30 protein-coding genes are annotated in these 26,858 nt (G+C 32.4%); 11 read left to right on the top strand and 19 right to left on the bottom strand.

Annotation, left to right across the window (positions count from 1 at the left end):
• Window positions 1–17: 17 nt before the first annotated feature.
• The 5 genes from ABD745_RS10155 to ABD745_RS10135 all read right to left on the bottom strand — a co-directional run bounded on the left by ABD745_RS10155 (window position 18) and on the right by ABD745_RS10135 (window position 5,195).
• Complete coding sequence (locus ABD745_RS10155; protein WP_344828883.1) at window positions 18–2,555, bottom strand: YfhO family protein; 2,538 nt, start codon at window positions 2,553–2,555, stop codon at window positions 18–20.
• A gap of 34 nt (window positions 2,556–2,589) precedes the next feature.
• A complete protein-coding gene (locus ABD745_RS10150) occupies window positions 2,590–2,826 on the bottom strand; it encodes a hypothetical protein (RefSeq protein WP_047397814.1) in 237 nt (78 codons plus the stop codon).
• A gap of 64 nt (window positions 2,827–2,890) precedes the next feature.
• Window positions 2,891–3,943 carry a DUF6263 family protein gene (locus ABD745_RS10145; protein ID WP_344828881.1) on the bottom strand — a complete coding sequence of 351 codons (1,053 nt, stop codon included), beginning with the start codon at window positions 3,941–3,943 and terminating at the stop codon, window positions 2,891–2,893.
• A gap of 27 nt (window positions 3,944–3,970) precedes the next feature.
• A complete protein-coding gene (gene rlmB, locus ABD745_RS10140) occupies window positions 3,971–4,723 on the bottom strand; it encodes a 23S rRNA (guanosine(2251)-2'-O)-methyltransferase RlmB (protein ID WP_344828879.1) in 753 nt (250 codons plus the stop codon).
• Window position 4,724: 1 nt separating this feature from the next.
• Window positions 4,725–5,195, bottom strand: coding sequence for a DinB family protein (locus ABD745_RS10135; RefSeq protein ID WP_047397818.1), 471 nt, complete (start codon window positions 5,193–5,195; stop codon window positions 4,725–4,727).
• Window positions 5,196–5,446: 251 nt separating this feature from the next.
• Between ABD745_RS10135 and ABD745_RS10130 the strand changes: the two genes are divergently transcribed.
• From ABD745_RS10130 to ABD745_RS10085, 10 genes are all read left to right on the top strand, one after another.
• Complete coding sequence (locus tag ABD745_RS10130; protein WP_344828877.1) at window positions 5,447–6,451, top strand: AAA family ATPase; 1,005 nt, start codon at window positions 5,447–5,449, stop codon at window positions 6,449–6,451.
• Between the two features lie 7 nt (window positions 6,452–6,458).
• Window positions 6,459–6,914: a GNAT family N-acetyltransferase gene (locus ABD745_RS10125; RefSeq protein WP_344828875.1), complete on the top strand. Its 456-nt coding sequence runs from the start codon at window positions 6,459–6,461 to the stop codon at window positions 6,912–6,914.
• A gap of 80 nt (window positions 6,915–6,994) precedes the next feature.
• Window positions 6,995–7,858 (top strand): DUF58 domain-containing protein, encoded by an 864-nt coding sequence (locus ABD745_RS10120; RefSeq protein ID WP_344828873.1) that lies wholly within the window; start codon window positions 6,995–6,997, stop codon window positions 7,856–7,858.
• Window positions 7,859–7,864: 6 nt separating this feature from the next.
• Window positions 7,865–8,761, top strand: a complete 897-nt coding sequence (locus ABD745_RS10115; protein WP_344828871.1) for a BatD family protein — start codon at window positions 7,865–7,867, stop codon at window positions 8,759–8,761.
• Window positions 8,754–9,746, top strand: a complete 993-nt coding sequence (locus ABD745_RS10110; RefSeq protein ID WP_344828869.1) for a VWA domain-containing protein — start codon at window positions 8,754–8,756, stop codon at window positions 9,744–9,746. Before ABD745_RS10115 ends, ABD745_RS10110 begins: the two co-directional genes overlap by 8 nt.
• Window positions 9,746–10,753: a vWA domain-containing protein gene (locus ABD745_RS10105; RefSeq protein WP_344828867.1), complete on the top strand. Its 1,008-nt coding sequence runs from the start codon at window positions 9,746–9,748 to the stop codon at window positions 10,751–10,753. Before ABD745_RS10110 ends, ABD745_RS10105 begins: the two co-directional genes overlap by 1 nt.
• 120 nt (window positions 10,754–10,873) lie before the next feature.
• The gene (locus ABD745_RS10100) at window positions 10,874–11,596 is read left to right on the top strand and encodes a tetratricopeptide repeat protein (protein ID WP_344828866.1); all 723 of its coding nucleotides are present in this window, start codon (window positions 10,874–10,876) and stop codon (window positions 11,594–11,596) included.
• Entirely contained in the window at window positions 11,596–13,335 is a 1,740-nt protein-coding gene (locus ABD745_RS10095; RefSeq protein ID WP_344828864.1) for a BatD family protein, read from the top strand. Before ABD745_RS10100 ends, ABD745_RS10095 begins: the two co-directional genes overlap by 1 nt.
• A 44-nt stretch (window positions 13,336–13,379) precedes the next feature.
• The gene (locus tag ABD745_RS10090; protein WP_344828862.1) at window positions 13,380–13,982 is read left to right on the top strand and encodes a MarC family protein; all 603 of its coding nucleotides are present in this window, start codon (window positions 13,380–13,382) and stop codon (window positions 13,980–13,982) included.
• A 5-nt stretch (window positions 13,983–13,987) separates the two neighbouring features.
• Window positions 13,988–14,182 carry a hypothetical protein gene (locus ABD745_RS10085; RefSeq protein WP_047397834.1) on the top strand — a complete coding sequence of 65 codons (195 nt, stop codon included), beginning with the start codon at window positions 13,988–13,990 and terminating at the stop codon, window positions 14,180–14,182.
• A 57-nt stretch (window positions 14,183–14,239) separates the two neighbouring features.
• Here the strand turns inward: ABD745_RS10085 and ABD745_RS10080 are convergent, their stop codons facing one another.
• From ABD745_RS10080 to ABD745_RS10060, 6 genes are all read right to left on the bottom strand, one after another.
• Window positions 14,240–14,728, bottom strand: coding sequence for a hypothetical protein (locus tag ABD745_RS10080; RefSeq protein WP_344828858.1), 489 nt, complete (start codon window positions 14,726–14,728; stop codon window positions 14,240–14,242).
• 11 nt (window positions 14,729–14,739) lie between these two features.
• Window positions 14,740–15,567, bottom strand: coding sequence for a GLPGLI family protein (locus ABD745_RS10075; protein WP_344828856.1), 828 nt, complete (start codon window positions 15,565–15,567; stop codon window positions 14,740–14,742).
• A gap of 156 nt (window positions 15,568–15,723) precedes the next feature.
• Window positions 15,724–16,137: a hypothetical protein gene (locus tag ABD745_RS10070; RefSeq protein WP_344828854.1), complete on the bottom strand. Its 414-nt coding sequence runs from the start codon at window positions 16,135–16,137 to the stop codon at window positions 15,724–15,726.
• A 75-nt stretch (window positions 16,138–16,212) separates the two neighbouring features.
• Window positions 16,213–16,836, bottom strand: a complete 624-nt coding sequence (locus ABD745_RS21550) for a CPBP family intramembrane glutamic endopeptidase (protein ID WP_425549792.1) — start codon at window positions 16,834–16,836, stop codon at window positions 16,213–16,215.
• 330 nt (window positions 16,837–17,166) lie between these two features.
• Complete coding sequence (locus ABD745_RS10065; protein WP_344828852.1) at window positions 17,167–17,430, bottom strand: hypothetical protein; 264 nt, start codon at window positions 17,428–17,430, stop codon at window positions 17,167–17,169.
• Window positions 17,431–17,438: 8 nt separating this feature from the next.
• A complete protein-coding gene (locus tag ABD745_RS10060) occupies window positions 17,439–18,056 on the bottom strand; it encodes a hypothetical protein (protein ID WP_344828850.1) in 618 nt (205 codons plus the stop codon).
• 215 nt (window positions 18,057–18,271) lie between these two features.
• On the opposite strand from ABD745_RS10060, the gene ABD745_RS10055 reads away from it, so the two are divergent.
• Window positions 18,272–18,655: a helix-turn-helix domain-containing protein gene (locus tag ABD745_RS10055; protein ID WP_344828848.1), complete on the top strand. Its 384-nt coding sequence runs from the start codon at window positions 18,272–18,274 to the stop codon at window positions 18,653–18,655.
• 177 nt (window positions 18,656–18,832) lie between these two features.
• Here the strand turns inward: ABD745_RS10055 and ABD745_RS10050 are convergent, their stop codons facing one another.
• The 8 genes from ABD745_RS10050 to ABD745_RS10015 form a co-directional block, all read right to left on the bottom strand.
• On the bottom strand, window positions 18,833–19,801 hold the full coding sequence (locus ABD745_RS10050) for a chorismate-binding protein (RefSeq protein WP_344828846.1): 969 nt from the start codon (window positions 19,799–19,801) through the stop codon (window positions 18,833–18,835).
• 21 nt (window positions 19,802–19,822) lie between these two features.
• A complete protein-coding gene (locus ABD745_RS10045; protein ID WP_344828844.1) occupies window positions 19,823–20,722 on the bottom strand; it encodes a hypothetical protein in 900 nt (299 codons plus the stop codon).
• A 15-nt stretch (window positions 20,723–20,737) separates the two neighbouring features.
• On the bottom strand, window positions 20,738–21,856 hold the full coding sequence (locus ABD745_RS10040; RefSeq protein WP_344828842.1) for an RNA polymerase sigma factor: 1,119 nt from the start codon (window positions 21,854–21,856) through the stop codon (window positions 20,738–20,740).
• Window positions 21,857–21,862: 6 nt separating this feature from the next.
• Complete coding sequence (locus tag ABD745_RS10035) at window positions 21,863–22,927, bottom strand: hypothetical protein (RefSeq protein WP_344828840.1); 1,065 nt, start codon at window positions 22,925–22,927, stop codon at window positions 21,863–21,865.
• A gap of 104 nt (window positions 22,928–23,031) precedes the next feature.
• Window positions 23,032–23,469: a PaaI family thioesterase gene (locus ABD745_RS10030; protein WP_344828838.1), complete on the bottom strand. Its 438-nt coding sequence runs from the start codon at window positions 23,467–23,469 to the stop codon at window positions 23,032–23,034.
• A 45-nt stretch (window positions 23,470–23,514) separates the two neighbouring features.
• Complete coding sequence (locus ABD745_RS10025) at window positions 23,515–24,111, bottom strand: 1-acyl-sn-glycerol-3-phosphate acyltransferase (protein WP_344828836.1); 597 nt, start codon at window positions 24,109–24,111, stop codon at window positions 23,515–23,517.
• Between the two features lie 315 nt (window positions 24,112–24,426).
• Window positions 24,427–26,148: a PspC domain-containing protein gene (locus ABD745_RS10020; protein ID WP_344828835.1), complete on the bottom strand. Its 1,722-nt coding sequence runs from the start codon at window positions 26,146–26,148 to the stop codon at window positions 24,427–24,429.
• 11 nt (window positions 26,149–26,159) lie between these two features.
• Window positions 26,160–26,489, bottom strand: coding sequence for a helix-turn-helix transcriptional regulator (locus ABD745_RS10015; protein WP_047397851.1), 330 nt, complete (start codon window positions 26,487–26,489; stop codon window positions 26,160–26,162).
• Window positions 26,490–26,858 lie beyond the last annotated feature (369 nt).

Below are 26,858 nucleotides of genomic sequence, written 5' to 3'. Positions count from 1 at the left end.
AGACATCATACAGTTGTTTAAGCTTTTTCAACTAAAATTTCCTTCTTCTTGTTTTTATTCATCCAGAAAATTCCGAAACCACTCAACAGAATAAACAATCCGAATGAAAGAAGTGAAATCCATTTCCCTGTTTCAATTACTTCAGGCTCGAAAACCATTCTTACATGGTGATTTCCTGCCGGAACGTGAACTGCACGAAGCAAATAATCAGCTTTAATATAAGGAACTTCTTTCTCATCGACAAAGAATTTCCATCCATGAGGATAATAGATCTCAGAAAATACGGCTAATTGCGGAGTTTTTGATTGAGATCTGAATTCTAATTCGTTCGGTTGATATTTTGTTAAGTTAATGAATGCTGTTGAGTCTGCCTGAACAGGTTTTCCGTCGAAATATTTTTTATCTGAAGCGGCAATTACTGCTGTTTTTTTACTGTTAATTACACCAATCGATTTAATTTCCTGGTTGGGAGAATCTACAAATTTAAGATCACTTACAAACCATGCGTTTCCGTTTGCTTTCGGATTAGGAATAGCTTGAGGCTTTTCAGGATCTCCTAAAACCATGTATTTTGTATTTAAAAGATTCAGGACATTCGGAAGTTTTACAGAATCCATTATTTGGAAGTATTCATTGATGACATCGTCATATCTTCTCAATTTCACGGCATGATAACCTCCGATTGAAGATTTGAAATATGATGTATTTGTTTCACTGAATGTTCCTAAAATATTATTGAAAATTCTATAATGCGTTTTATCTTTTTCAGAAATTATTTCAAGCGTTTTATTAACATTTACGTTGGCTAAAATTGGTTCAAGATTTGGATTTCCCTGAACTTTTTCAACCATTAAATCGGAACTTTCAGTTTGGAAAGGATTTTCAGCAAAGATTTTATCAACATAATTATCATCATTCAGATAACGTTTGTTTACACTCCAAAGATCAAATAAACTTACAACTCCGATGATAATTAAAGCGATATTCTGATTTAATTTTTGTTTTAAAACCATAAACAAAGCTGCTGCTGCAATCGCAACATAAATAAATGCTTTGATGGCATCAATTCTGAATAATTTAAACCTCTCTTCAACTAAGTAATCTAATAAGAAAGGAGGAAGGTAAGTTTTTTCGTTTTCTGTATGGAAACCTAATAGAGCTTTTCCGAAAATAAGCAGAAGTAAGATGAAACCTAATGTTCCGCCACCAACATACAGAAGGATTTTCTGTTTGTATTCTGTCGTTAATTTTTCGTCTGTAAAGAATCTGTATAATCCGAGGATGGCAATTAGTGGAAATAATAATTCTACAACTACTAAGATGGAAGACGGTGCTCTGAATTTGTTATAAAACGGAACAAAATCGATAAAGAAGTCAGAAAGTGCCATGAAATTGCTTCCCCAAGCTAAAAATACAGTCAAGATGGAAGCACCCAAAATCCAGTAACGGTATTTTTTCCAAGCAAAAAAGAATCCTAAAACAGCTAAGAAACAAACAATTGCTCCCTGGTAAGCCGGTCCGGAAGTTCCCGGTTGATCTCCCCAATACGTTAAATTTCCAAATCCTTTAGAAATTCTGTCATATTCAGTTTGTGAACCTACGTTTTCCTGAACCAATTCCTGAATTTTTGCCATCATTTCTTTTCCTTCAGGCTCCTGACTTCCACCACCCATCAATCTTGGAATGAAAAGGTTCAAGGTTTCCAATTTTCCGTAGCTCCACATCAGCATACTTTCTTTATCCATTCCTGAATTTCCTCCGGTATTGCTTTCGTTCGTTAAGATTTGTTTTCCACGAACGGTTTCTTTGATGTATTCAGAATTCGCCATGATTCTTTGAGAATTCATTCCGACTCCGATTAAACAAGAAGCAGCAATAATTCCTGAAGAAATCAGGAAATGCTTCATTGGTACTTTTTTCTGGATCGTTCTGATTAATTCAGATAAGAATAAAAATCCTAGTGCAAGAAAAAGGTAATAGGTCATTTGCGGGTGATTCGCCGCGATCTGAAGTCCCATAAAAAGGGTAGTGACAATGAATCCCCAAATGTAACTTTTCCTTATGTAAACCAATAGAATTCCGGCTAAAAGTGGGGCAAAATATTCAATAGTATTTACTTTACCATTATGTCCTGCCGCAATGGCAATATAAAAATAGGTTGAAAGTCCGAAGAAAGTAGCTCCCAAAAGTGCATATTTCCAGTTTCTGACGGCGACCATTCCCAACAGGAAAAATCCAGCGAAAAGTAAGAAAAGATAATTGACAGGTCTTGGAAGAAAGTTTAACTTACTGTCAATTTGTTTGATGATATCCCCTTTAAACTGGCTTCCCATCTGGTAAGTCGGCATTCCTCCAAACATGGAATCGCTCCAGTATGTTTCTTTTTCGTTGCTGGCTCTATAGTCGAGAAGTTCTTTTGCCCCGCCTCGATATTGCACGATATCATGCTGGAAAAGCTGTTTTCCCGTAAAAACAGGAGTGGAGTATAAAAATGCTAAAACTATAAATACAACTAATGAAATTGCAATATAAATTAAGTTTTTATTTTTCGCCATGTTGATGGTTATTATCTTTTATTTTTCGGAATTATTACCTTTTGTCGTTCGTTTCTTTTACCTCTTCATAATCAACAGTTTCTGCATCCCAGTTGATTTTTTTCTTCGTATTATTTGAGTTTTGCAGATCCGGATTCTGTCTGTTACTATTGTTATTTTTATTGCCAAACATATAGCTATGGAAAGTTTTAAAGAAAATTCTCTTCAAAATATTCCAGACAAAATAGATGATGATCGTTGCAAGTACGAACTCAAAAATATGTTTCATCATAATTAAATGTTCAAAGTTTTTACTTTAACTCTCTGACACTTCAACTTTAAAACTCATCCACTCTTTATTTCGCAGTAGGATTTACCATTACAGAAGAATTCGAAACACTTGTCATCGACTGAGATTCTTTCCCGTTGGAGATAGTCTCGATCTGTGTAGTTTTCACAGAAATATTTTGATTAGTGATCCATCCTGTATTCTGATCAAATTTAATTGTTCCGTTTTGTGATAACTCACTGCTTAAGCTATGGGTAACTTCTCCCTGAGTCTGTTTTTCGGTTTTCTTAGGAATTCCTCCTGTCACAGAGATTTCAGCGATACCGTTTCCTACACTTTTTAGGATGTAATTTGATGTTACTTTAATTTTTCCGCTTGCATCCGCATTTTCACTGTTCGTCCATTTTTCTCCAACTTTAGCTCCTTTTTTAGGAATAATTGTTAGATTTTTATTGAATTGGTCTTTCAAAATTTTTTCGTTAAAAGATTCTTTAAGACTTGCTACCACACTTTCCTTCTGGTTTTTATCTTTAACAATTGTACCAATTGAATTCGAAACTTTAGTGTAAACAGCATCAAAACCTGTGATAGAAATTACATTTCCTTTCGTATCCATCTTCATGTTTAGCTTATTTCCTGTCAATGCTCTGTTAATATTCCAGATCATTTTAAGATCTTCTTCTTTCGGAATAGGTAACTTTGTATCCACCACGATAGTTTTTCCTTGTGAAGTCTGAGAACTTCTTTTTGCAATAAGATTTAAAGTAATATCATAAACATTTCCTTTAATATCATTTACTGTAAAAGACATTTCGTCTGTAGACTCACTCGTTCCGTTCATGGTTTGTCCTTTAGGATCGGTCATTGTTTTTGTATCTCTCTGATAGGTTGTCAAAGGATAAGTTTTTCCTTTTTCTAATTTAAAAGTCTGCGTGTAAATTCCTGCAGAATCTTTAATGGCAGGGTTTGCTTCTACTTTTGCCACAGAATCAGAAGGAACTTCTACTGTAATTGTTTTCCCGGTTTTAGGGTCGAATTTTGTGATTTTTGTAGTTTCTTTTTTATTGCAAGAAACCAATGCTATAGTTGAAATAAGCGCTATTGCTGCTATATTTTTCATTTTCAGATTTTTTAAGTGTTGATAGGATTAATTTGATTTTGTAAATTTCTGTCTTACCGCTTCATATAAAATGGCACCACAAGCAACAGAAACATTTAATGATTGTGTTTTTCCTTCAATCGGAAGTTTTATTTTCTCGTCTGAATGATGCAAAACTTCTTTAGAAATCCCCGTTTCTTCATTACCCATTACAATTGCGCAAGGTTCTGTGAAATTAACATCATAAATTAATTTCTGAGCTTTTTCGCTTGCTGCAAATACAGAAACTCCACTTTGTTGAAGGTAATCTACAACGTGAGCTAGGTTGGGTTCTTTACAAATTTTAATATTATAAAGTGCTCCTGCTGAAGTTTTTATAGCATCAGAGTTGATAGGTGCTCCTCCTTTTTCCGGAATGATCACAGCATGAACACCCACACATTCTGCAGTTCTGCAAATTGCCCCGAAATTTCTAACATCTGTCAATCGATCCAAAATCAATAAAAAAGGAGTTTTTCCTTCTTCAAATAACTGAGGAACAATATCTTCCACTTTATGAAACGGAACATCCGATATAAATGCTACAACGCCTTGATGGTTTTTTCTTGTAAATCTGTTCAGTTTTTCAACCGGAACGTAGTTGGGACGTATTTTATTTTTGGCTAAAATTGTCTTTAATTCTGCATAAATATCTCCCTGCAATGCATTTTGCACGAAAACTTTATCTATCGTTTTTCCTGCCTCAATTGCTTCAATTACCGGACGAAGCCCGAAAATAAAATCGTCTTTTTTATCTGTCATTTTAATATTTTTCTCCTAAAATTGCTCTTTTTTGCGACATTGCATATCCGTAATGCAAGCTCTCATGCATGTTGTTGAAAATGATAGCATCCTGAATACTCTTCAAATCCATCCCGAAACTTGTGGTGTAAGGCGTATAATCCGAAAAGAAATCGCTGTCATAATCTTTCATTAAAATCTTCGAAGTTTCAGTGAGTAAAAACTCTAAATCTTCCACTTCTGATTTTTGAACATTCAAGTTGGGTAAAGTTCCTTTTTTGTACGTTTCAATCCAATATTTATCGATTCTGAAAGGGTTTCCGCTTAAATAATAATGTAAAAGCTGCTGCGTTGCAACGGTATGCGCAATATTCCAGTAAAGATTATTGTTGAAACCATCAGGAATCAACAAAAGGTCTTCGTGAGAAGTGTTTTGTAAAATACCCAAAAGGTTCTTTCTAACTTGTCTGTGAGCTTGAAAATGATAATTCATTTTGCAAAATTTTTAATCACCAAAAATAGTTTAATAAACTGGAAATGACAATTTTTGAAAGGTAGATTAAAGCAAAATTTATATATTTTTATGAAAAAATTGAATAATCTTATTGAGTTTTAAGGTTTCAACTATTCTGAATCTTGCATTAATGCTGGAATATTTAACAAACTTTAACTCAAATATGGCATTAATTGTGTTGATTAATGCAAGTATTTATTAGAAATTTACCAATTATTTTAAATTAGACTATGTCAGATACATATCAAGCGGAAGATATTCGTCAGTTGACGGAAAAAGTAAAGGAAAAAAACTATTTATTTGATCTTCTACGAAAGGAAATCAACAAAGTTATCATCGGTCAGGAATACATGATAGACCGCCTTTTGGTAGGGCTTTTGGGCAATGGTCACGTTCTTTTGGAAGGGGTTCCGGGCTTGGCAAAAACTTTAGCAATAAAGACTTTGGCAGAAGCTGTTCATGGCGAATTTTCAAGAATTCAGTTTACACCCGATTTGCTTCCTGCAGATGTAGTGGGAACAATGATATTCAATATTAAAGACAATGATTTTTCGATAAAAAGAGGTCCGGTTTTTGCAAATTTTGTTCTTGCCGATGAGATCAACCGTGCTCCTGCGAAAGTACAATCGGCTCTTTTGGAGGTAATGCAGGAAAAGCAGGTGACAATTGGTGATGAAACAATGAAACTTCCGAAACCGTTTTTGGTACTGGCAACGCAAAACCCGATCGATCAGGAAGGAACATATCTTTTGCCGGAAGCGCAGAGTGACCGTTTCATGCTCAAATGCACGATCGATTATCCGAAATTTGAGGATGAAAGAACAGTGATGAGAATGGTTTCCACTTCTCATCAACCTGAAATCAAGCCTGTAATTTCTCTTCAGGATATTGTTGATGCAAAAGAAATAATCAACCAAATTTATCTCGACGAAAAGATCGAAAAATATATTCTGGATATGGTTTTTGCAACACGTTATCCCGAAAATTACGGACTTTCGGACCTCAAAAATTATATCAGTTTTGGAGCTTCTCCAAGAGCATCAATCAATTTGGCGATCGCTTCCAGAGCATATGCATTCTTGAAAGGAAGAGCTTTTGTGATTCCTGAAGATGTAAAATCTTTGGCAAAAGATGTGTTAAGACACAGAATTGGTTTAACTTTCGAAGCAGAAGCGGAAGAAATTTCGTCAGAAGAAATTGTCAACAGAATTTTGGCTAAAATTCAGGCTCCATAATTTTTCAATGGAAGAAATTGTAATCAGAAAAGCGGTTCAGGAAGATTGTGCTCCAATGTTGGAGCTGATTAAAGAATTGGCAGACTATGAAAAGGCGTTGCATGAAGTTGCCTTAACTTTAGAGCAGTTTATTGAAGACGGATTCGGAAAATCTCCGGTTTGGGGAGCTTTTGTGGCTGAATTTAACGGAGAAATTGTTGGAATCTCGTTGTATTATGACAGGTATTCAACGTGGAAAGGAAGAAGATTGTATCTGGAAGATTTGGTGGTGACGGAGAAGTTGAGAGGAAAACAAATCGGTAAGAAATTATTTGAAGCAACAATAGAATTTGGAAAATCAAATCAATACAGCGGAATGGTTTTCCAGGTATTGAACTGGAACGAGCCGGCAATTAATTTTTATAAAAAATACAGTCCGAAGTTCGATGATGAATGGTTAAATGTTTCGATTGAATTTAAATAAAAAGAAAGATGGAAGTTGGATGCCGGAAGTTTTTAAGGACACAAAAAATACTTAAACTCTAAAACCCTCAAACACACAACATGCAGATAAAAGATATTGTAAAAAAAGTCAAGCAGATAGAAATCCGTACTCGAAAGAAGACGGAAGCTTCTCTGATGGGGCAATATCACAGTGCTTTTAAAGGACAGGGGATGACTTTTTCCGAAGTTCGTCCGTATCAGTTCGGAGATGAAATTCGTAGGATCGACTGGAATAAAACTGCCCGTTTCCGTGAGCCTTTTGTAAAGGTAATGGAGGAGGAAAGGGAATTAACGATGATGATTTTGGTAGATATTTCTGCTTCGATGGATTACGGAACTAAAAATCAGCTGAAGAGAGAATATGTTGCCGAAATTGCCGCAAGTTTAGGCTTTTCTGCAGCAGGAAATAATGATAAAGTAGGGTTAATTTTATTTGCTGATAAAGTGTATAAAGTAATTCCGCCACAAAAAGGAAGAAAGCACATTTTGTCGATTATCAGTAATATTCTAACGGCAGATTATGTTTCGGCAGAGTCGAAAATTGATAAAGCCATGGAATATATGATGGGAATTTTTAAAAGAAAATCCTTAGTTTTCCTTTTCTCCGATTTTGAAGATGAATATGACTCCAAAATGTTGAGAGTAGCTTCCAAAAAACATCAGTTGTTAGGAATGAGGATTTTTGATGAAAAAGATAATGAAATTCCTGATGTCGGATATACCTTATTGTATGATTCGGAAACAGGAAAGCAGGTTTGGGCAAATACTTCCAGTGCAAGATGGAGATATAATTTTGCGGAAGCTCAGAAACAGAAATTAAGAGCTCTGGAAGAAGATTTTGCCAATAGTTCGGCGAGTTTTATGAATGTAAGTACAGGCTCGGACTACTCAAAATTATTGTATAATTATTTTCAAAAGAAGTAATTTAAATTGAAAAAACTATTATTTATATTTTGTTTTTTAATCTGTGCAAACGCTTTTTCACAGATACTTTCTTCCAGTGTTGAGAAGAAAACCATCGCTTTGGGAGAAGTGAATCATATCGTTGTGACGATTAATAATCTGAAGAATGAGAAAGTTTCTGCAGCTCCCGAAAACGAATTGCTGCCTTTTCATTTCGAAGAAGTAAAAGACAGTATTGCGCAAACTCAGGATGTTTATTACAGAAGAATTGAGTTTGCTGTTTTTGATGAAGGAAAATTCACCATTCCTGCACTTGAATTTAAAGTAGGAGACAAGCTTTTAAAGACGATTCCTTATGAAATTGATGTGATTAATACTGCTCAAAAAGCAGATCCTCTTAATGATATTATGAACAATAAAAGCGTAAAACTTGAAGTTACGGATTATTGGGAATTGTATAAGTTTTATATTTTGGCTGCAATTGCTGTTATTTGTCTGATTATTGCAGTTGTAATGTTTGTAAAATATGGCAGAAAATCTAAAGATTCACCTATCGTCGCTACGAATCAGACACTAAAAGAATTAGATTCTCTTAAAAAGAAAAAATATGTGGAAAGTGGAAATTATCGTTCATTTTATGTTGAACTGATCGAGATTTCACGAAAATTTATTACGAAACAATATCATTTGCCTGCAGATGTTTTGTTGACGGATGATTTGATTGATTTAATGAAGAAAAACAATACGATTTCTCAGGAAAATGAAAGGGTAGTGGAAGATGTATTTTTACGAGGTGATCTCGTAAAATTCGCAAAAACCTTCCCTGATCAGGAAACTATGGAGAAAGATCTTGCTGAGATCAGAGATTTTGTAAAAAGATCATCAAAAGATCTGGAATTTGAAAACTTGAGAAAAGATGTTTAATTTTGAGTTTTTCAGTCCGTGGTTTTTAGCGCTTTTCTTCTTGTTTATTCCGCTTTTATTCAGAGATGTAAGCAAACAGAAGAGGAAAGGTATTAAAGTTCCTACTGTCAAAAATATGGGGGACAGCGGTGGAATCCAAATTGTGATGTTTTTGTTGAAAATTTCAAAATACATCATTCTTTCTGCCTTAATTATTGCAATGGCAAGACCAAGAACTTTCACCGTTTCCCAGGACAGAGACGATACAAAAGGAATTGATATTATGCTTTCTGTCGACGTTTCTTTGAGTATGTTGGCAAAAGATCTTACACCGGATCGTTTAACTGCTCTAAAAGATATCGCAATAAAATTCGTTGATAAAAGACCGAATGACAGAATCGGTTTGGTAGCTTATTCCGGTGAAGCTTTTACAAAAGTTCCGGTGACTTCTGATCATCAGGTTGTTATCGATGAATTACAAAATCTGAATCCATTAGAATTACAGCCCGGAACTGCAATTGGAGAAGGACTTTCTGTTGCAGTAAATCACCTGAAAAACAGTAAAGCCAAAAGTAAAATCATCATTCTAATGACAGATGGTGTCAATACAATTGAAAATGCCATGCCTCCTGCAATTGCAGCAGAATTGGCAAAAAATAACGGTATTAAGGTATATTCCATTGGGATCGGAACCAACGGATATGCTTTAATGCCTACTCAGACAGATATTTTCGGAGATCTGGTTTTCACGGAAACGGAAGTGAAAATTGATGAACCCGTGTTGAAAGAAGTTGCCCAAATGACAGGTGGAAAATATTTCAGAGCGACATCAAACAGCAGTTTGGAAGAGGTATATGATGAAATTAATCAATTGGAGAAATCTGACGTGAAGGTTTCCAAATTATTTAATTATCAGGAATATTTTAAAATTTTCCTTTGGATCGCTTTGGGAATGTTGTTTTTGGATGCTTTGTTAAGATGGGTGTTTTATAAAATTTTAAGTTAATGGATTGGTATTTAGGGAATTATTGGTACTTATTGTTGCTGTTGCTTTTGCCGCTGTTAGCTATCTTTTTGATCCGTTATTTAAAATGGAAAAAAAAGAAAAGAGAAATTTTTGCAGACAGCCAGTTTCATGAGCATTTATTTGAAAAAAAATCTGGATTTACTAAATTTTTTCCGGCTTTATATTTATTGGGAACATTGTTTTTAATTTTTTCGATTGTTGATTTATTAAGCGGTTCGGAGGAAGTTAAAACCAATCAGAAATTAAATAATGTTATTTTCATGTTGGATGTTTCCAATTCGATGAATGCGGAAGATATCAATCCAAGTCGTTTAACGGAGGCAAAAAATCTGATGCTTCAAATGATGCAGAAGATGAAAAGTGATAAAGTCGGGATCGTCATTTTCGCAGGACAGGCAACTTCAATCATGCCTTTGACGACAGATTATAATTCGGCGGAAACTTATATCAGCGGAATTGAAACCAATTCAATGCAGATCCAGGGTACAGATTTTTTAAATGGAATGAAAATCGCTGCCGAAAAATTTAAAAATGTAAACAAAGACGCCAGAAAAGTTGTTTTATTGAGTGATGGTGAAGATAATGAAGGAAATGATGATGCCGCGATAAAATTAGCCAAAAAAGAAGGAATAATGATTACTTCGGTAGGAATTGGCTCTGATGAAGGAGCTCCCGTTCCTGAATATGTTTTCGGACAATTGATGGGGTATAAAAATGATATGAACGGACAGACCGTTATTTCAAAAAGACAAACGGAAGCTTTAAGGAAAATGGCAGAATCAACTGGCGGAACTTATATTGATGGAAATAATATCAACGAAGCTCCGGAAAGAATCCTAGATGCTTTGCATAAGAAAATGGGATCTTCGGAAACGTTGGTGAAATCACAAAATGCCAATCATTACTATCAATATTTCCTTGCCGTATCGATATTTTTCTTCTTTTTGATTTATATTTTTAATCCTAAAAGAGATTTTAATGTCTAATAGGAAGGTTGTTTGTCTCAATGTAAGACAATTACTTTAACCGAACTTTAACAAATAAGACGCTGTTTATTAACATTTAAAGGAATAATTTTGCACTTGATGAATACTAAAATCATTTTTTTGTCGTTTATAATTGCTTTTATGCATTCTGGGGTTCTTTTCGGTCAGAAAAACTACAGAACTTTAGTGTATGAAGGGAACGAAAAATTTAACGGTAAAGATTATGATGGTGCCTCTGTAAAGTATCTGGAAGCGATAAGAACCAACGGAAAAGATTTTACAGCGCATTACAATTTAGGAAATGCATTATATAAAAGTAAGAAATATGAAGAGGCAAAGGCGGAGTTTGAAACTGCACAAAAACTTTCTCAGACACTTCCGGATAAAGCAGCAGCTCTTCACAATTTAGGAAATACTTATATGCAGATGAAGCAGCCGGACAAAGCTGCCAACTTTTATAAGCAATCCCTTAAACAAAATCCTTACAGCGAGGCAACAAGAAAAAACTATGAAATTGCCAAGCTTAAAGAAAAAGAAAACGAACAAAAAAAACAACAGCAAAATAACTCTGGTAAAGGAGGCGGTGGTAAAGACCAAAAACAAAATGATGATCAAAAAGGAAATCCTAAAGATCAAAAGCAGGATCAGGGACAAGGTCAGCAAAATCAAGGCAAAGGTCAGGGAAATGATCCCAATCAGAGTCAGAATAATGAAGGCAAAATACCAAAAGATCTGGAAAATCAAATACTCAATAAAGTAAGCGATAAAGAAAAAGAAACCGCCAGAAGAATTTTGAATAAAAATTCTTATTCGATGCCCGAAAGCAACGAGAAAGATTGGTGATGCAAGACAGAATTACCTACATATTATTTCTTTTCATATCCGTAATTTCTTACGGACAGGTAAATCTTACTGTAACTCCGGATAAAACAAGTTACAATGGTAAAGACGTTGTAAATCTGAGTATTGTTCTTGAAATTGAAGGAGGTGACTACAATCAGCAAACTCCTTTGCGTTCGCCGGATTTATCGAAATTTAATATCATAGGAAGCGGATCTTTGAATAATGGGTATGTAGATCCTGAAACCAATACTGTAATTTCTCAATCTATAACAAGACTGGCTCTTGAACCGAAACAAAAAGGAAAAGTGAAAATTGGTTCGTTTCTGATAACAATCAATAATAAAATTTATAAAACTGAGCCTTTTGATATTTTCATAAAAGATGTAGATAAAAAGACCGCCGTTGCAAGTAATTCTTCAAAGGATGTTTATCTGAATATGGAGATCGAAGATCGTGATGTATATCAGGATCAGGCAACGATTGCTGTGCTGAAAGTGTATTCTAAAAACATGGATAATTTCAGAAGAGTGAAAAATATTCATCTTCCGGAGCAGGATGATTTAAATGTTTATCCTGTAAGTTTTGCAAAATCTGAGATCGATCCTTCCGATAACGGGAATATGGCGTCACAGATTTTGGCAGTGTTTATGGTATTTCCAAATGAAGCAGGATATGTTGAAGTTCCCGGAGTTTCTGCGTCTGTAAGTTCTTATTCAAATAAAAATAAAATTGTTTCTAATAAAGTTAAGATCAACGTAAAAAAACTTCCTGAAGGTTCTCCTGAATATTTTAAAAATGCGGTCGGAAACTTTAATGTAAGTGTTGTTAATGCTTCAAAAGAGAAAGCTGAGGTTAAAAAACCAATGAATGTTGTTGTAAAAGTAAGTGGAGAAGGAAATCTTAGAAATATGGAGCTTCCGAAAATTGCAGAATCTCCGGATTATGAAGTTTTCGCTCCAAAAATTACTTCAAAAATTACGGTAGGAACAACGGGAATGAAAGGTGAGATCCTGGCAAATTATCTTATTATTCCTAAAAAATCGGGAGAAATTAATATCAAGACAGAGCAGTTTGCGTTTTTTGATCCTTCAAGCAAAGAATATGTAGATCTTGGTCAGGAAACATTGGCTGTGAGTGCATTTTCTCACGATCAGATTCTGGAAGCCCGCACAACGGTTGAAAAGGTAAATGAGTACACGAATACTTTTCTGGAAACTGTAAATACGCCTGTTTTAAAGACAACATCATTTAAAGTAAAAGAAAAAAGTAAATTCCACTGGAATATACTTTTAACTAATATTACTATTTTACTGGGATTATTTATAGCTTATCTGCTATTTAAGACTTGGCAAAAAAAACGTAAAACAATTAAGGAAACTGCACCTTCAAAACCTTTAGGTTCTGTAGCTGAAACAGAAAAAGAAATCAGAGAAAGCCTGAAAACGGATGTTAATGATTATTTCAGCTATTTGGAAAATCTTAAAGATAATGAAGATTATCAAAAATTCTTTCAAACGTTTGATGAGCTTGATTCTGAAGTAAGAAATCAGTATTTCCAGAGTTCTGAAGAAGATTTCAAAAACTTTCTGGAAAACCATAAAGGTTCTGCAATTGCCGAAGAATACAGACTTCTTTCTCAGAGAATACAGATTGAAAAATACGCTCCTATAAAATCTTCTGAGGGAATGGATGAACTTTTAAAAGCAATCGTTAATTTGTATTCTCAGATTAGCAAATAGTTAATTTATTTTCATATTTTTGCGAAATATTTAATTACAAAGAAATGGAAATTTTTAATGATTTTTCTATAAAAGAGATCGTAACGTGTTTTATGGTTCTTTTTGCCGTGATTGATATTATCGGTTCTATTCCGGTGGTGGTAAGTCTTCAGCAGAAATTCGGACAGATCGAAGCGAGAAAAGCATCTATTACAGCAGGTGCAATCATGCTTGTTTTCCTTTTTGTAGGAGATAAAATACTGAAATTTATCGGAGTTGATGTTAATTCTTTTGCAATTGCAGGAGCAGTCGTTATTTTTATCATTGCTTTGGAAATGATTTTAGGAATTGAAATTAATAAAACTTCAGAAGCTAAAGCAGCTTCCATTGTACCCATCGCTTTTCCATTGGTAGCGGGAGCGGGAACCTTAACGACGACCTTATCTCTAAAAGCTGAATTTCACGATATTAATATTATTTTTGGAATTATTCTCAATACAATTTTCGTATATTTGGTGCTGAAATCTGCGACCTGGCTAGAGAAGAAAATGGGTGATGCAACCTTGGCTATTTTACAGAAAGTTTTCGGAATTATCCTGTTGGCGATTTCAATTAAATTATTCACCGCAAATTTTGCGCAATTGGTGCAGAATTATATTAATTTTTGAGAGTTATGCAGAAGTTTTATAAAGTATTTTTGGTACTGTTTATCGTTTTCATCGCAATTAACCTTTATGCTCTGGATTGGCAGGCAGATATGTTATCTGAAGATAACCTGCAGTTTGTTTTCTCTATTGCTTCAGCGCTTATCGGTCTTATTTTACTTTTTGTAATGAATACATGGAGTAAAATCGGAGTAAGAAAATAATTATTTTTAATATAATAAAATCCTCTTCAGTTTTTTGAAGAGGATTTTTTTTTAAATTTATGCACACGCAATTCCACATTCAAGTGAACAGAGTAAAACGCCTGTTGATGTAGGTTTATCATAACATGCATTTGTACGGTGGCAATTTGTTACGCATTGAGTAGTTGTGATAGGATCAGTAGAAGCTGACATTTTTCCTGTCGGTCCAGATAAAAGTTTTTTAAGGTTTTTAACGGTTAAATCGGAAAGCTGTTGGCGACCTTCATTTGCATAATATGTTGCGATTGGCTTCTCATTTTTATCCAATACAACTTTAAAATAAAAGCCTTGACCTAGTGAATTTTCTTTATAAATTACATAAAAAGATTCACCAGTATTTTCAGAATCTTTATTAAGTATATTAAATTTTTTATTCTTTGGTTCTTCATTTTTTCTAAAAGAACTAAAATATACTTTATCGTCCCTATCTGTGTAATTACTGTTTGCTTTACTGGTAGCAAAGGCAAATAATAAAAGTGCGAATGCTAATAAAAAGTTATTTTTCATATTATTTGTTTTTAAAGTTCAATTCTGTTTCCTTTTTTATATTCTTCAATCATTTTTTTCTGCGTTTCATTAAGCAGTTTTCTCATATCGACCATATTGCCGTTTGCATCTCTTTTTTCATAGATTTGAGTACTATTCATCAATTTAAATATTCTTTTCATTGGCGCCTCAATATGACTTTTCCTCATCTCTAAGAATTTTGATTTTGAGGTTTCAATATACTTCCTTTTTGAAATACGATCATCAATAGATATTTTCTTTTCTTTTGAAATACCAATCGCCAAAAAATGGTGATCTTTTTTTTCATCATATATTTCAAGAATTAAACCAGGTAATCCAAAAAACTTGTACGGTTCCTCTTGAATAGGAATTTCTGAAGTGAAATACGCCTCATAATTTCTTCCTGCATATTGTGTAGTTGCTAAATAAACCTTAAATCCCAATATCTCTTTACTTTCTTTGCTTATTTTCCATATGAATTTTGGTTCTTCGATGTATTTGTACTCATGTTCATCAAATTCGTCGGAATAATAAATAACTTCTTTAGATGAGAGCTTTTTTCGAATATAACAACCGAGTAAATCAGCGGGTAATGCTTTAAAATCATTTTTTTTACCCAGTTTCTCATCTGATGTCATAATAGAATCAGCTAAATAAGGAGATTCACTAAAAAATGTAGAATAATTTTCCTCAATATTCAAAAAAGTATTTTGTGAAACTATTCTCGTGCTGTCTTTTAAAATATGCTTAGAATAGCTATACTGTGCAGTTAAGCATTGTGCATTTGCGTACCACGCTATACATAAAAAAATTAAAAGCTGTATAAAATTGTTTCTCATATTATGCGTTGCTACATTTTAGTAAGTAATCTAAAGTACATAATAGGTTTCTGCTTCTTTAGTTTTATCATAAAATCATTTTGTATATGTTGACTAGCTTACTCAAAACTTATTAAAAATAAATCCTTTCAGAGCTATATTCTGAAAGGATTTTTGTTAACGATTTATTGTCATTAACGATTCTTCTGAAACCTTATATTCGCCTTTTTGGAAAGTATCTTTACTTGAAAGCAAAACTTCATAAGTGTAGATTCCTTTCGGCAAATTATACGTGCACTCTTTCTCGTCTTTTTGTATGACGAATTCTTTTTTTATTTCTTCGTCCTCTATTTTTCCATTGAATTTTATGGTAATTTTTTCTTCCATTTTATTTTTAAAACAGAAGCTGTCAACCGTTTTTGCATTAGGATCGACAGGTTTCGAGCCATTCCCTTTTAAAGCAATATAGCCTTGTACGAGAATATTACCAATTGCTAAACCTTTATCCAAACCCGACATTGTTGTAGTTTGAGATTTTAAACTTAAAGAAAAAATGAAGATGAAGAGAATAAGCAAATGCTTAAAATTCATATTTCTAAATAAATTTTATTTTCATTTTATAAATATTAATTGGAAGTTTTACATATAAACTTTAAAATACATAAATTAAATTTTCCCAAGTAAGCTTCTCAATTCCTGATCTTTATTTACGAATAGATAAAAATAAATTAGTCCGACAAATAATGGTAAACCAAAATAAAGTAAAGCAATAAATATCGAAATCAAATTAAAATTGCTTTGCGAGCTCTGAAATTCAGAATGTTTATAACTGCTTTGTGATAAGTAGAGATAGAAATTGTATATAAAATGAGATAAAATAATATACAATAGGTTTCTAGTTTTCAGATATATGATGCATAGTAGAAATCCAACAGCAAAAGATGCATAAATTTGATAAATAACAGCTTTGCTGGACATTTCGAATTCATTCGTGAAAAAATTCATGGCATGAAAAAGTCCAAATAAAACAGATGAAGCAAAGGAAGAATATAAAATAAAATTCTTTTGATTACCTACAAAATGTTTTATAAAAAATGACAATATAATTCCACGGAATAAAACCTCCTCTACGATAGCATTCACAAAATAAACTATTATTTTTATTTGTATATCATAACTTTTCAAATCATTTTTAGTGGATGAAAAGTAATTGACAATATCTTTGAAACAAAAAAAATCTAACAGCAATAGTGGAAAAAGGTATATAAAATATTTTAAGTGAAATTTCATTAAAATTTTAAATTTCTTAAAATATAATATCAAAAAACAAATTCCTGCTATTTTTAGACTTATAGAAAAGACATCCTTATTCACATATCTTTCTATGCCTACTATTTCATAAATTTTTAAAAAAATTCTAATATATACCCAAAATGAAATTGTTGTTATTATACTTAAAAAAATCGTCTTTTTCATCTCAAGATATTATCAATTTCTAAATCTTTATCCAAGCCCTACATTTTGTAGTTTGAGATTTACACTTAAGGGAAAAATACATATTAAGATAAGAAGAAAATAGTTTAATTTCAAAATATAATTTATTGAAAATGAATATCTTATTTATGTAATTAGAAAAGAATAAATAGCAGTTCCTAAAGATAAAAGAATAAAAACAATCATAATTATTACATTTTCTCTTTTCAAATCATCTTGCTTATATTTTAAAATTAGCTTTAATGATAATAAAATTATTGAAAAAAGAATTAGTGATATTCTTATATAAAAAGGTAATGTATCACCAAATGCACCAAAACCTAATAATATAAAAGCTAATAACGTAAGAAAACTGTTATTTTTTTTATTCATAAAACTACCTATATTCATAATAAATACTATTTACAATCGTCAAGATCCATTCTACAATCGTCTAACATAGCAGACATAACAATATGAACAGCTGAATGACAAAATACGCCAGCAATTATAGTTATATCAGCGGTTGCACAAGCAACATGTCCACCAACTGCTGTACCAACTGCAATAGCATTACAATTTCTAAATGCTCTTTGGCATTTGGTTGGAGGTGCTAGTTTTGAATCTGTTGAAGAATTATTATCACATAAAACTTTAACAGCCGCATTTTGTATATCTTCCGAACTGTAAGATCTAATGTTTACCTTGTTCAATTCATTAAATAAATTATTCATATTCTCGTAGTAAGACATCATTTCGTCAACACTACCGAACCCTAAACCTGAAGAGATTTCCTCGTAGTTTTTTTCATTTACAAAACCCTCTCTCTCTTTTGAAATTCTGTCCAATAAGTCTTTATCTATTTTTCTTTGAAAAAATCCATTATCTAATAAGACTAATTTTTGAAAGTTTTCATTTTCGTAAAGTTGCATTGATTTATTATTTAAGCTAATATTGCAAATATCAGTTTCTTGCGCAAATACAAATTTAGAAGTCATAATACATAATAAAAAGACGAATTTAAATAAATTTCTCATAATTTTTAATTGTTTAATGTTTTTTTGATTTTTTTGTGTTACACATTTATGTTTTCGCGAGAACATGTTACAAAACTAAATTTTTAATCCCTAACTAATACAATCAAAAATGACCAAAGATTAACCAAATCTGAACAATTTTTATCCATTTTTGAAAGTTTTTTATTTTGTACATTTAAGAAACTTTAAATACCTTTGTTAAAATACAAAAGTGCATGAAAATAGGTCAAAAGCTAAAAGGAATGAGAATAGAAAAAGGATTTTCAACTATAGAAGTTGCTGAAAAATTAGATATTTCAGAATCAACTTACAGAAGACTTGAAAGCGATAAAAGTTTCCCCGATATTTTTACATTAGATAAGATTGCAAAAATGTATGATAAGAATTTAAATGATTTGTTGCCTGAGGGAATTACAATTATTAATAATAATAGTGGTGAACATTTTGACAATGCAGGTTATGTAATAAACAATCAATCGGAAAAACTTATAGAACAATACGAAATAAGATTGAAAGAAAAAGACGAATTGTTTGCAGAAAGGCTTAAGGAAAAAGATGAGCAAATCGCATTATTGAAAAGTCTTTTAGAAAAGAAATAATTTTAAAATTACATCATTTTATATAAACTTCTTTCAGTTTTGAAGGAGGTTTTTTCGTTTTTGTTAAATGCTTCGAGAGCCTCAGCATGACATACTCTATAAATTTATTGCTAAAGAAAGCAGTTAGTATTAGAGATGTCATGCTGAGGTTCTCGAAGCATTTATTATGTAAAATTTTTAAGAAATAACCAAATTTTTTAAAACCGCTTCCGACTTTAATTCGGTTTCGATCCATTCTTTTTCAGTATTACTTTGAGCTGTAATTCCGCCTCCGACGAATAAATGCACAGAATCTTTATATAATTTGGAACAACGAAGATTGACGAAATATTGAACCGTTTCCTCCGTTTCAATTTTAATATAACCGGCGTATAATTCGCGCGGAAATTTCTCAATTTTCTGAATGTTTTCTTTACAAAAATCTTTTGGAATGCCACAAACAGCAGGAGTCGGGTGTAATTCCTGAATAATTTTATCCAGATCTCCAGGGTTTATTTTTACTTTAAAATCTGTTCGCAGATGTTTTATATTTCCTGAAATATGATCGTAAGTTTCTGATTCTTCGATGTTTTCAGAATAATCGTTTAAGATATTTCTGATGTATGAAGAAACAGGTTTTTGCTCTTCCATCTCTTTTTCCGACCAGTTTTCTGAAACGGGAAGCGTTCCTGCAAGGCTCATGGTTTCAAAGTCGTGAGTGTTTTTGCTGAATTTTCCCAAAACCTCTGAAAAAGCTCCCATCCACGAATTTTCGCCATCAATAAAGATATATCTGAAAGCATTCGGATATGAATTACAAAGATTTTTAAAACTCTCTTTTAAATTAATCTCATTAAAATCTGTAAAAATTTTTCTTCGTGAATAAACAAGTTTTGGAAGTTGATTTTCGGTGATAATTTCAATTACTTTTTCAAGATTTTGTAAATATTCATCTTGGGTTTCTGCAATAAAATTGTTTTTATCCTCTGTTAAAGACTGACTTGAAATTGATGATTTATCAAAATTTTCCTGATTTGTTTCGATAATATTTCCATTAAAATCAATTTTATTGAAACCATCAAAAGAATAAAAATTAATATGATTTTCAGTTGAATTTTCGTCTGTTGAATACAGTTTTTCGTCGAATGGAAATTTGAAATAAATCATTATGTAATACTTTTTAGAAAATCAGGGATTTGAAATAATATAGGAAATTCCGAAATTGATTTTTCTTTCTGCAAAGGTATTGTTAGTCTTAAAAATGTCAAAATCAAATAAGCTGTTTTTTAACGAAATATTATTCATTTGGTACTGTTGATAATCCAAAGACAGTAAAATCTTCCTGAAAAGTCTGTACTGAACCCCGAAAGAAAAACCAATATTGGTTTGATTGCTTTTAAAATCATCTAATTTATCTAAAACACCATTTTCGGGAACTAAAAACTGCATCTTGTATGTATTTTTGTTGATTAAAAATCCGACAAACGGACGGATATTTTTCCAGTCGTAGAATAATTTTAACTGTAAAGCATATTCAAAATGTTTATTATTAAACCTCTGAAAGAGTAGCGGTTGGTTGTCCTGAGTGAAATAAAATCCGTTGAGATAAGTATCTTCTTTGTTGGCATCAAGATCAAAAGTAGAATTCCAATGATAGATATTTGCCGATAACTGAAGCGATAATTGAGGATTAATAATGTTTTTTGAAAACCAGATTCCCAGATTTTCTCCAACTTGTGGTTGGTTGGAAAGTTCTTTTGCCCAACTGCTGTTTTTTAAACCGATTCCTCCCTCGAATCCATAATGGAAAGTGCGTATTTTTCTGTTTCTGGCTCTGTTTATTGCGCGTTGTTTTTCAAGTTCTTCTTTATAAATATTTCGTACGAATTTTGTTTCCTGAACTTTTAATTCCGGAAATATGATATCATTTTGTCTGAATTTTACAGGTTTTATCAGGTAAACGGTATCGTAGATTACTACTTTTTCGTAAACGTAAACCGTGTCAACTTTCTTTTTTCTTTGTTTTTGAGCAAATGAAAAGTTGACGGTCATGATCAAAAAAAGGAGTAATAGTTTTCTAAAAAACATAATGGGCTATTAAGTTTATCTATCTAAAAATATAGTATCTCTTTTAATAATTTTCTTTACAATAATTACTTTTTGAGGCGCTTCTTCTATTGAATCTTTAAGAATGATTTTCTTTATATTTTTATCTTTTGAAGCTTCTCTGTTTGTTTTGATTTCGGAAATATCTTTCAGAGAATTTGTTGAATTTTCAGAATCGGAATTTTCATTAATGAGAATATTATCCGAAGACAAATTAGAAGTTTTTCCCTGCTTTTGAATTTCTGTATTTGAAATTTCCTGCTTTTTTTTAGCTGAGCCAGAATTTATTGATGAATTATTCTGTAATGAAAATGTATTTTTTGGTCTCAACAAAAATACAGAACCCACAATTATTACAAAGATTGTAGAACCAATGATGATTTTCTTTGTTAAAACCTGACCAGATGATGTCGAAAAAGCTAAACTTTTAATGGTAATATTCTCAGGAATTTCAAGCTTTCTTGATGGTGAAATTGTGAAATCTGAAAATTTACTGTTAAAAGTCTGCGCCCACAACAATCCTCCCAATCCGAAAATAACAAGTAGTTGTGCCATTTTCTTTTTGTTTTTCGGAGTATCCTGATTGACAAAATTATTAATTAAAAAATTCTGGACAGATTTTTTCGCCCTCAACAAATGTGATTTTGAGGTATTAACGGTGATTCCCAACAAACCTGAAATTTCGGCATGCGAATGATTTTCAATAAAAAATAAATTGAAAACAGATTTGTGATGCTCCGGCAAACTGTCTATCGAAGACAGCAGCTGATCTCTTGTGAAATCATATATAAAAATATGTTTTTCGTCTAAGGAAGGATGATTCATCTCGGAAAGGGTATCTGGAATTTCTGATGGTTCGGTGTTTACAAAAACGTCTTTACTGTGTTTTCGCAAATACATTAAAGCATTATTAACGACAATTTTCTTAAGCCAGCCAAACAAGGCTTTTTCATCTTTAAGCTGATGATTGTTTTGTATAGCCGCGATAAAACTGTCCTGAACGATATCTTCAGCAGTGTAAATATCCGGAATATATCTACGGCAGATCCCCAAAAGTTTTGGAGAACTTTCGCTGTAGATTTTTTGCCAGTTTATGTCATTATTGCTTTGTTTCATGTTTTTTTAATTAGGATCGACGAAAATGGAGTTGAAACAGCCTCTTGATGTATTGGATAAAGACATTATTTCTATATCGTTAATATAAAACTTCACCGCTGTTCCTCCAACATTTGAATTGTATCTTGTCATATAAATGTTTTGATCTTTTGCAGTAAAATGCCCAATTGTATTAAAATTATTTGGATCAGATATGGATACTTGATTATTGTTTTTAAAATAAAAAGTATTTCCGATATAATATTTATCTGAATTATCCCAGCTTATTTCAGTTATTCCAGTTTGAGCAATATTTGTTGGAATAGGCAAATCGTTACCTGTGAGTACATTTTTAATGTAAATTTTATTATTCAGATCTCTGGAGAGTAAATATATTCCTGAATTGTCTGAGATAAAACGTTTCGGAAGTACATTGGTTGTAAGAAAACTATAAGTATTATTTTTATAGTATCCTATATCCCAATTAAATGTTCCAGAAGTGTAGGTGTCATTTTTACGTGTTGTAATATAAGTATCGTTATTATAAAATCCGATACAGCCTATTGAAGACTGCCCATTATTAAGTCCAAAAGATTCTAATACAGTTTTTACCCCATTTTTCCAAGAACACAGTTGATATAGATCCATTGAAGATGTTGGAGCAGGGTTTTTTATAATTCCGGAGAAATATATATTACCATTATGGACGGTTAAATTATTCCATATTTGTAGATTATCAGGTTCGTTTTGAGTGTTTGGTGCAACATTTAAATATTGTGCAACATTATATTTTACTCCATTTTTCCAGAAATACCAAGCAGGAATGATATTATTACCACCAAGCGATTCTATATTATTTGCTATCATATAAACATCTCCGTTATCTACAGTAAGGTAAGTTCCCTGTAAATTTTCTCCTCCGGCTAAAGATACTTTTTGTCCGTTTTTCCAGTAGCATGCGTTGAATTCATCTACACCACCCACATATACATCATAAGAAGTTTTTTGTTGTTCCAAAATTTCAGAATCATCAGTTTTACAAGAAACTACAAATGTCAATAAAAATAAGAAAGGTAAAATTAAAGTTTTCATGGTGATTATTTTCTTATAAGATGCAAGAAAAGAAAAAGGTTGCAGTCATGATACAAAAAAAGCTCAAATTTTTTTTGAGCTTTATATTTTAGGGATAAATTTAATTATTTATTAATGATATTATTCGTCATTGTTGTATGGTTGATCAACTGACCTTTTTCATCACGAATTTCAATTTCTGAAACGTGCATTGTTTTTCCTTTTCTGATGAATCTTGCAACGGCTGTTACCATTCCGTCTTTTTTACTTCTTAAATGGTTGGAATTAATATTCGTTCCCACTCCGTAATATTTCTCACCATCAATGAAAATATTAGACAGGCTGGAACCCATTGTTTCTGCCAAAACACAGCTTGCTCCGCCATGTAAAATCCCAAAAGGCTGATGAACTTTCGGCTGTACAGGCATTGTTGCGGTCATGGTTTCATTTTCCAGATCTATATCGATGAATTTTATTTCTAAAGTTTTTGCTAAAGTAACTTCTCCGCCCCAACTGTTTAAAAATGCTAATATTTCTTCCTTCGTTTTATCTTTCGCGTACATATTTATAAGTGATGAATAATTGGTAATAAGTAATTCTGATAACTTCTAATTTCTAACTTCCGAATCATTTCCCATGATATTCGGGTTCCAGTTCTCAGGAATTTTTGGTACGATATCATTTTTAATATAATAATCCTGAATTTCCGTCATGATTTCTGAAAAAGGAACAGAAGCAATTCTTTCATAAGGAATAGTATATCCTAAATAAACGATTTTTCTTTTGAAATCTCCTGCCGCCAAAACGATAGGAACTTTTGCTGCTAAAGCCATATGATAAAAACCTTTTCTCCATTTCGGGACCCAGCTTCTTGTACCTTCCGGGGTAATTACCAAGCTGAAATCATCTTTTGCAAACTGCTTTGCAACAAAATTTACAAGGTCGTTTTTCTGGCTTCTGTCGATTCCGATTCCTCCTAAACCTTTTACAAGTCCGCCGTACCATGATTTCGTATGAGCATCTTTAATGATCACTTTTAAGGGCTTTTTTAATGACCAATAGGCAAGATTTCCCAGAATATATTCCATATTGTGAGTGTGGGGTGCTACTACCAGAATACACCTGTTCAGGCTGTTTACATCGCCCTGTAGAACGACTTTCCAACCCATTAGTTTTAGCATCAGTTTGCCAATCAGCTTTCTCATATACTTTGAATTAAAAACAAAAAAGTATAACCAAAGTGGTTATACTTTACAAATATATTGAAATATTATCGCTCTTAAAACAAACCGCTGATTAAATCTACGATTTTCATTACAATTTCTAGTGCTAGTTGTACCATGATTATTGAATATTTTTTGAGTGTTTTGGTTATATTTTTTTGCTATACAAATGTAAAACTTTTTATTTACATATCGAACTAAATATTTATATTTTTTAATTCTTTCTGAGAGAAGAAGAGTGTGAATTTCAAACGGTTGTGTTGTCCATTCACACCTTCTGCCACTCTCTGCAGTTAATTATTTAGTTTGTATGGAAATTTCGTTTTTATCATCGTTTACTTTGATATCTACTTTACCGCCTTTCATTTTTTTGATAGTGTTTTTCATAGAATCAATTACTTGATCGGCCTGGTTGTTCGGAACTTTTTTACCATTGATAATAATGCTGTCGCTGTCATCATCATTGTATTCGATTGTAGAACCGTTTACTGTGATTTTGTTCTTTTCAATTTTAATTTTTCCATCTTCATCTCTTTCCTGATCGTTGTCGTTGATTCCGTCTGCATTTAAATCTCCGTCGAAATTGATCCCGTCTTGTTTTACAGGAATTACCACTGTTTTTAAAGGAAGTACCAATTCATAATCAATGCTGTAATCTCTGAATCTGTGCTCGTAAGGGTATTTGATGAAGTTGGGAAGAACAATTCTGTTGTTTACAACTTCTACCGGAACCGTCACATTTAGTGGAAGGTTGTATCCTTTAGCTTCTTTTTTAATGATCAGATAAGGAGTTTTAATATCTGCCTTTCTTGTTACATCTACATGAATCCAGTCTTTTTTGTAAACCGATACTTTATCAGAGTAAAGATCGTCGTCGTATCCTGTAAAGTTCTGAGGAATTGCAATTTGCTTTGAATCAACAAAAATACTGTCAGATTGTGTATTGATAGAAACCTCTTCCGTATCTTCTTTATGACCTTTCAGAAACATTTCTCTTTTCGCCATACTTACTCCGAAATAAGCTCCAAGAGCGATTAAAGTAAGGAATAAAGCTCCGATTACCCATCCGATATTTCTCAATTTAGTTTTTGGAGAGAATATTTTAATGCTCAACAAACTGAAGATAATAGCCGGAATTAATGATCCTATGATGATAATTGCCGTTAAAATTTTATCTAAACCATTGTCATCAAAGTAAAACTTGATTTCGTTTGCTCCCGGAAAATCAGAATCCATTCCGAAAAGCCCGAATACTACAAACACTCCTACAATGCTGCTTATTGCCATTAAAGCGAAGATTCCGCCGATGACATATTTTAAAACATTCCAAAGTCCGCTTCCTGCGTTATTGATGTAAGGTTTGTTTTCGATATAGATTTCTCCGACCCTCTGAGTAGATTCGTTGGCGAATTGTACCAATTTATTAGACTCATTCTTAAGATTGTCGAAGTTCATAGGCTTTCCCTTCATTTTCAGGAAATCTGCTGCAGTTTCTGCTTTTGGTAACACCGCCCAAAGGATGATGTAAAGCAAGAAAACTAACGTTGATGAAACTGCCGCCGTGAAAATTCCTAAGATGAAAATTCCCAGCCAGATTGCTCTCATTGCAGTAATATCCATTCCTACATAATGAGCTAAACCTGCGCAAACACCTGCGATCTTTTGTCTTTCAGGGTCACGGAACAATTGTTTCTTGTCTGTATACTCAGTTCCTGAAGAATATGTTTTTTTCGTATTTTTTTCAGAATAATAAGCTTCCTCTTGTTCTTCGATTTTTTCAGGAGAACCGATCTGTGCAATTACTCTTTCTACGTCTGAATCATTGATTACTTCACGTTTTGCCATGGTATCTCTGAAGATTTCTACCATTCTGATTTCTATGTCATGCATTACCTCGTCTGCTTCTGAAGCATCCAGTGAGCTTCTCAGTGCATTAAGGTAATCGCTCAGCTTTATATATGCGTGTTCTTCTATTGTAAAAGAAAAACCTGCGAGTCCTATTGAGAGTGTCTTGTTCATAGCTTTGTTTTTTAATTTTTTTGAGTGATTTGGTTGACTGAATCTGTTAATTCGTTCCAGGTATTTTGAAGTTCATCTAAAAACAGCTTACCTTTTTCTGTTATCTGGTAGTATTTTCTTGGTGGTCCTCCAGTAGATTCTTCCCATCTGTAAGAGAGAAACTCACCATTTTTTAATCTTGTTAAAAGAGGGTAGAGTGTTCCTTCCACTACATCCAGTTTTCCTTTTTTCAGTTCATCTATTAGATCGGAAACATACATTTCGCGAAGATTGATGAGACTTAAAATACAGAATTCCAGAATTCCTTTTCGCATTTGCGCTTTGGTATTTTCAGTATTCATCTTTAATAAGTTTTGTTAATTAGTTATATAATTTTCGAAATTGGTTCCTAGCTAGTTGAACCTATTTCGATTTTACATTACAAAGATATGTAATTAAAATGGTAATATGCAATACAAAGTAGTAAAAAAATATAAATAAATAATATAACTAATTGAAAATCAGTTTAATTATTTTTATTGGTTAATTTTGGGAAATGAAGATTTTTGAAAAATCAGGTCAAATTGTAGATAATTCTTCCTTTTAAACTGGTTGTTCTTAAAGTGACAAGTATAATCGGGAAAACTGAATGTCAAAAGATTTAAAACTGAATGTCAAAAAATATTAACTTTACAAAAAAAACATGCCTCGATACATTATCAAACTCAAAG

The sequence above is a fragment of the Chryseobacterium ginsenosidimutans genome (assembly GCF_039536845.1).
GTDB classification, from domain to species: Bacteria; Bacteroidota; Bacteroidia; order Flavobacteriales; family Weeksellaceae; genus Chryseobacterium; species Chryseobacterium ginsenosidimutans_B.
This window is presented reverse-complemented; position numbering and strand designations above follow the sequence as displayed.

Coding starts and splice junctions, on each gene's coding strand:
- ABD745_RS10095 (WP_344828864.1), top strand. CDS start 11,596: ATGCAAGACAGAATTACCTACATATTATTTCTTTTCATATCCGTAATT.
- ABD745_RS10150 (WP_047397814.1), bottom strand. CDS start 2,826: ATGATGAAACATATTTTTGAGTTCGTACTTGCAACGATCATCATCTAT.
- ABD745_RS10155 (WP_344828883.1), bottom strand. CDS start 2,555: ATGGCGAAAAATAAAAACTTAATTTATATTGCAATTTCATTAGTTGTA.
- ABD745_RS10070 (WP_344828854.1), bottom strand. CDS start 16,137: ATGAATTTTAAGCATTTGCTTATTCTCTTCATCTTCATTTTTTCTTTA.
- ABD745_RS10035 (WP_344828840.1), bottom strand. CDS start 22,927: ATGAAAACTTTAATTTTACCTTTCTTATTTTTATTGACATTTGTAGTT.
- ABD745_RS10020 (WP_344828835.1), bottom strand. CDS start 26,148: ATGAACAAGACACTCTCAATAGGACTCGCAGGTTTTTCTTTTACAATA.
- ABD745_RS10040 (WP_344828842.1), bottom strand. CDS start 21,856: ATGAAACAAAGCAATAATGACATAAACTGGCAAAAAATCTACAGCGAA.
- ABD745_RS10085 (WP_047397834.1), top strand. CDS start 13,988: ATGCAGAAGTTTTATAAAGTATTTTTGGTACTGTTTATCGTTTTCATC.
- ABD745_RS10025 (WP_344828836.1), bottom strand. CDS start 24,111: ATGAGAAAGCTGATTGGCAAACTGATGCTAAAACTAATGGGTTGGAAA.
- ABD745_RS10110 (WP_344828869.1), top strand. CDS start 8,754: ATGTTTAATTTTGAGTTTTTCAGTCCGTGGTTTTTAGCGCTTTTCTTC.
- ABD745_RS10135 (WP_047397818.1), bottom strand. CDS start 5,195: ATGAATTATCATTTTCAAGCTCACAGACAAGTTAGAAAGAACCTTTTG.
- ABD745_RS10075 (WP_344828856.1), bottom strand. CDS start 15,567: ATGAGAAACAATTTTATACAGCTTTTAATTTTTTTATGTATAGCGTGG.
- ABD745_RS10065 (WP_344828852.1), bottom strand. CDS start 17,430: ATGAATATAGGTAGTTTTATGAATAAAAAAAATAACAGTTTTCTTACG.
- ABD745_RS21550 (WP_425549792.1), bottom strand. CDS start 16,836: ATGAAATTTCACTTAAAATATTTTATATACCTTTTTCCACTATTGCTG.
- rlmB (WP_344828879.1), bottom strand. CDS start 4,723: ATGACAGATAAAAAAGACGATTTTATTTTCGGGCTTCGTCCGGTAATT.
- ABD745_RS10120 (WP_344828873.1), top strand. CDS start 6,995: ATGCAGATAAAAGATATTGTAAAAAAAGTCAAGCAGATAGAAATCCGT.
- ABD745_RS10030 (WP_344828838.1), bottom strand. CDS start 23,469: ATGTACGCGAAAGATAAAACGAAGGAAGAAATATTAGCATTTTTAAAC.
- ABD745_RS10145 (WP_344828881.1), bottom strand. CDS start 3,943: ATGAAAAATATAGCAGCAATAGCGCTTATTTCAACTATAGCATTGGTT.
- ABD745_RS10105 (WP_344828867.1), top strand. CDS start 9,746: ATGGATTGGTATTTAGGGAATTATTGGTACTTATTGTTGCTGTTGCTT.
- ABD745_RS10015 (WP_047397851.1), bottom strand. CDS start 26,489: ATGAATACTGAAAATACCAAAGCGCAAATGCGAAAAGGAATTCTGGAA.
- ABD745_RS10090 (WP_344828862.1), top strand. CDS start 13,380: ATGGAAATTTTTAATGATTTTTCTATAAAAGAGATCGTAACGTGTTTT.
- ABD745_RS10130 (WP_344828877.1), top strand. CDS start 5,447: ATGTCAGATACATATCAAGCGGAAGATATTCGTCAGTTGACGGAAAAA.
- ABD745_RS10050 (WP_344828846.1), bottom strand. CDS start 19,801: ATGATTTATTTCAAATTTCCATTCGACGAAAAACTGTATTCAACAGAC.
- ABD745_RS10125 (WP_344828875.1), top strand. CDS start 6,459: ATGGAAGAAATTGTAATCAGAAAAGCGGTTCAGGAAGATTGTGCTCCA.
- ABD745_RS10080 (WP_344828858.1), bottom strand. CDS start 14,728: ATGAAAAATAACTTTTTATTAGCATTCGCACTTTTATTATTTGCCTTT.
- ABD745_RS10055 (WP_344828848.1), top strand. CDS start 18,272: ATGAAAATAGGTCAAAAGCTAAAAGGAATGAGAATAGAAAAAGGATTT.
- ABD745_RS10045 (WP_344828844.1), bottom strand. CDS start 20,722: ATGTTTTTTAGAAAACTATTACTCCTTTTTTTGATCATGACCGTCAAC.
- ABD745_RS10060 (WP_344828850.1), bottom strand. CDS start 18,056: ATGAGAAATTTATTTAAATTCGTCTTTTTATTATGTATTATGACTTCT.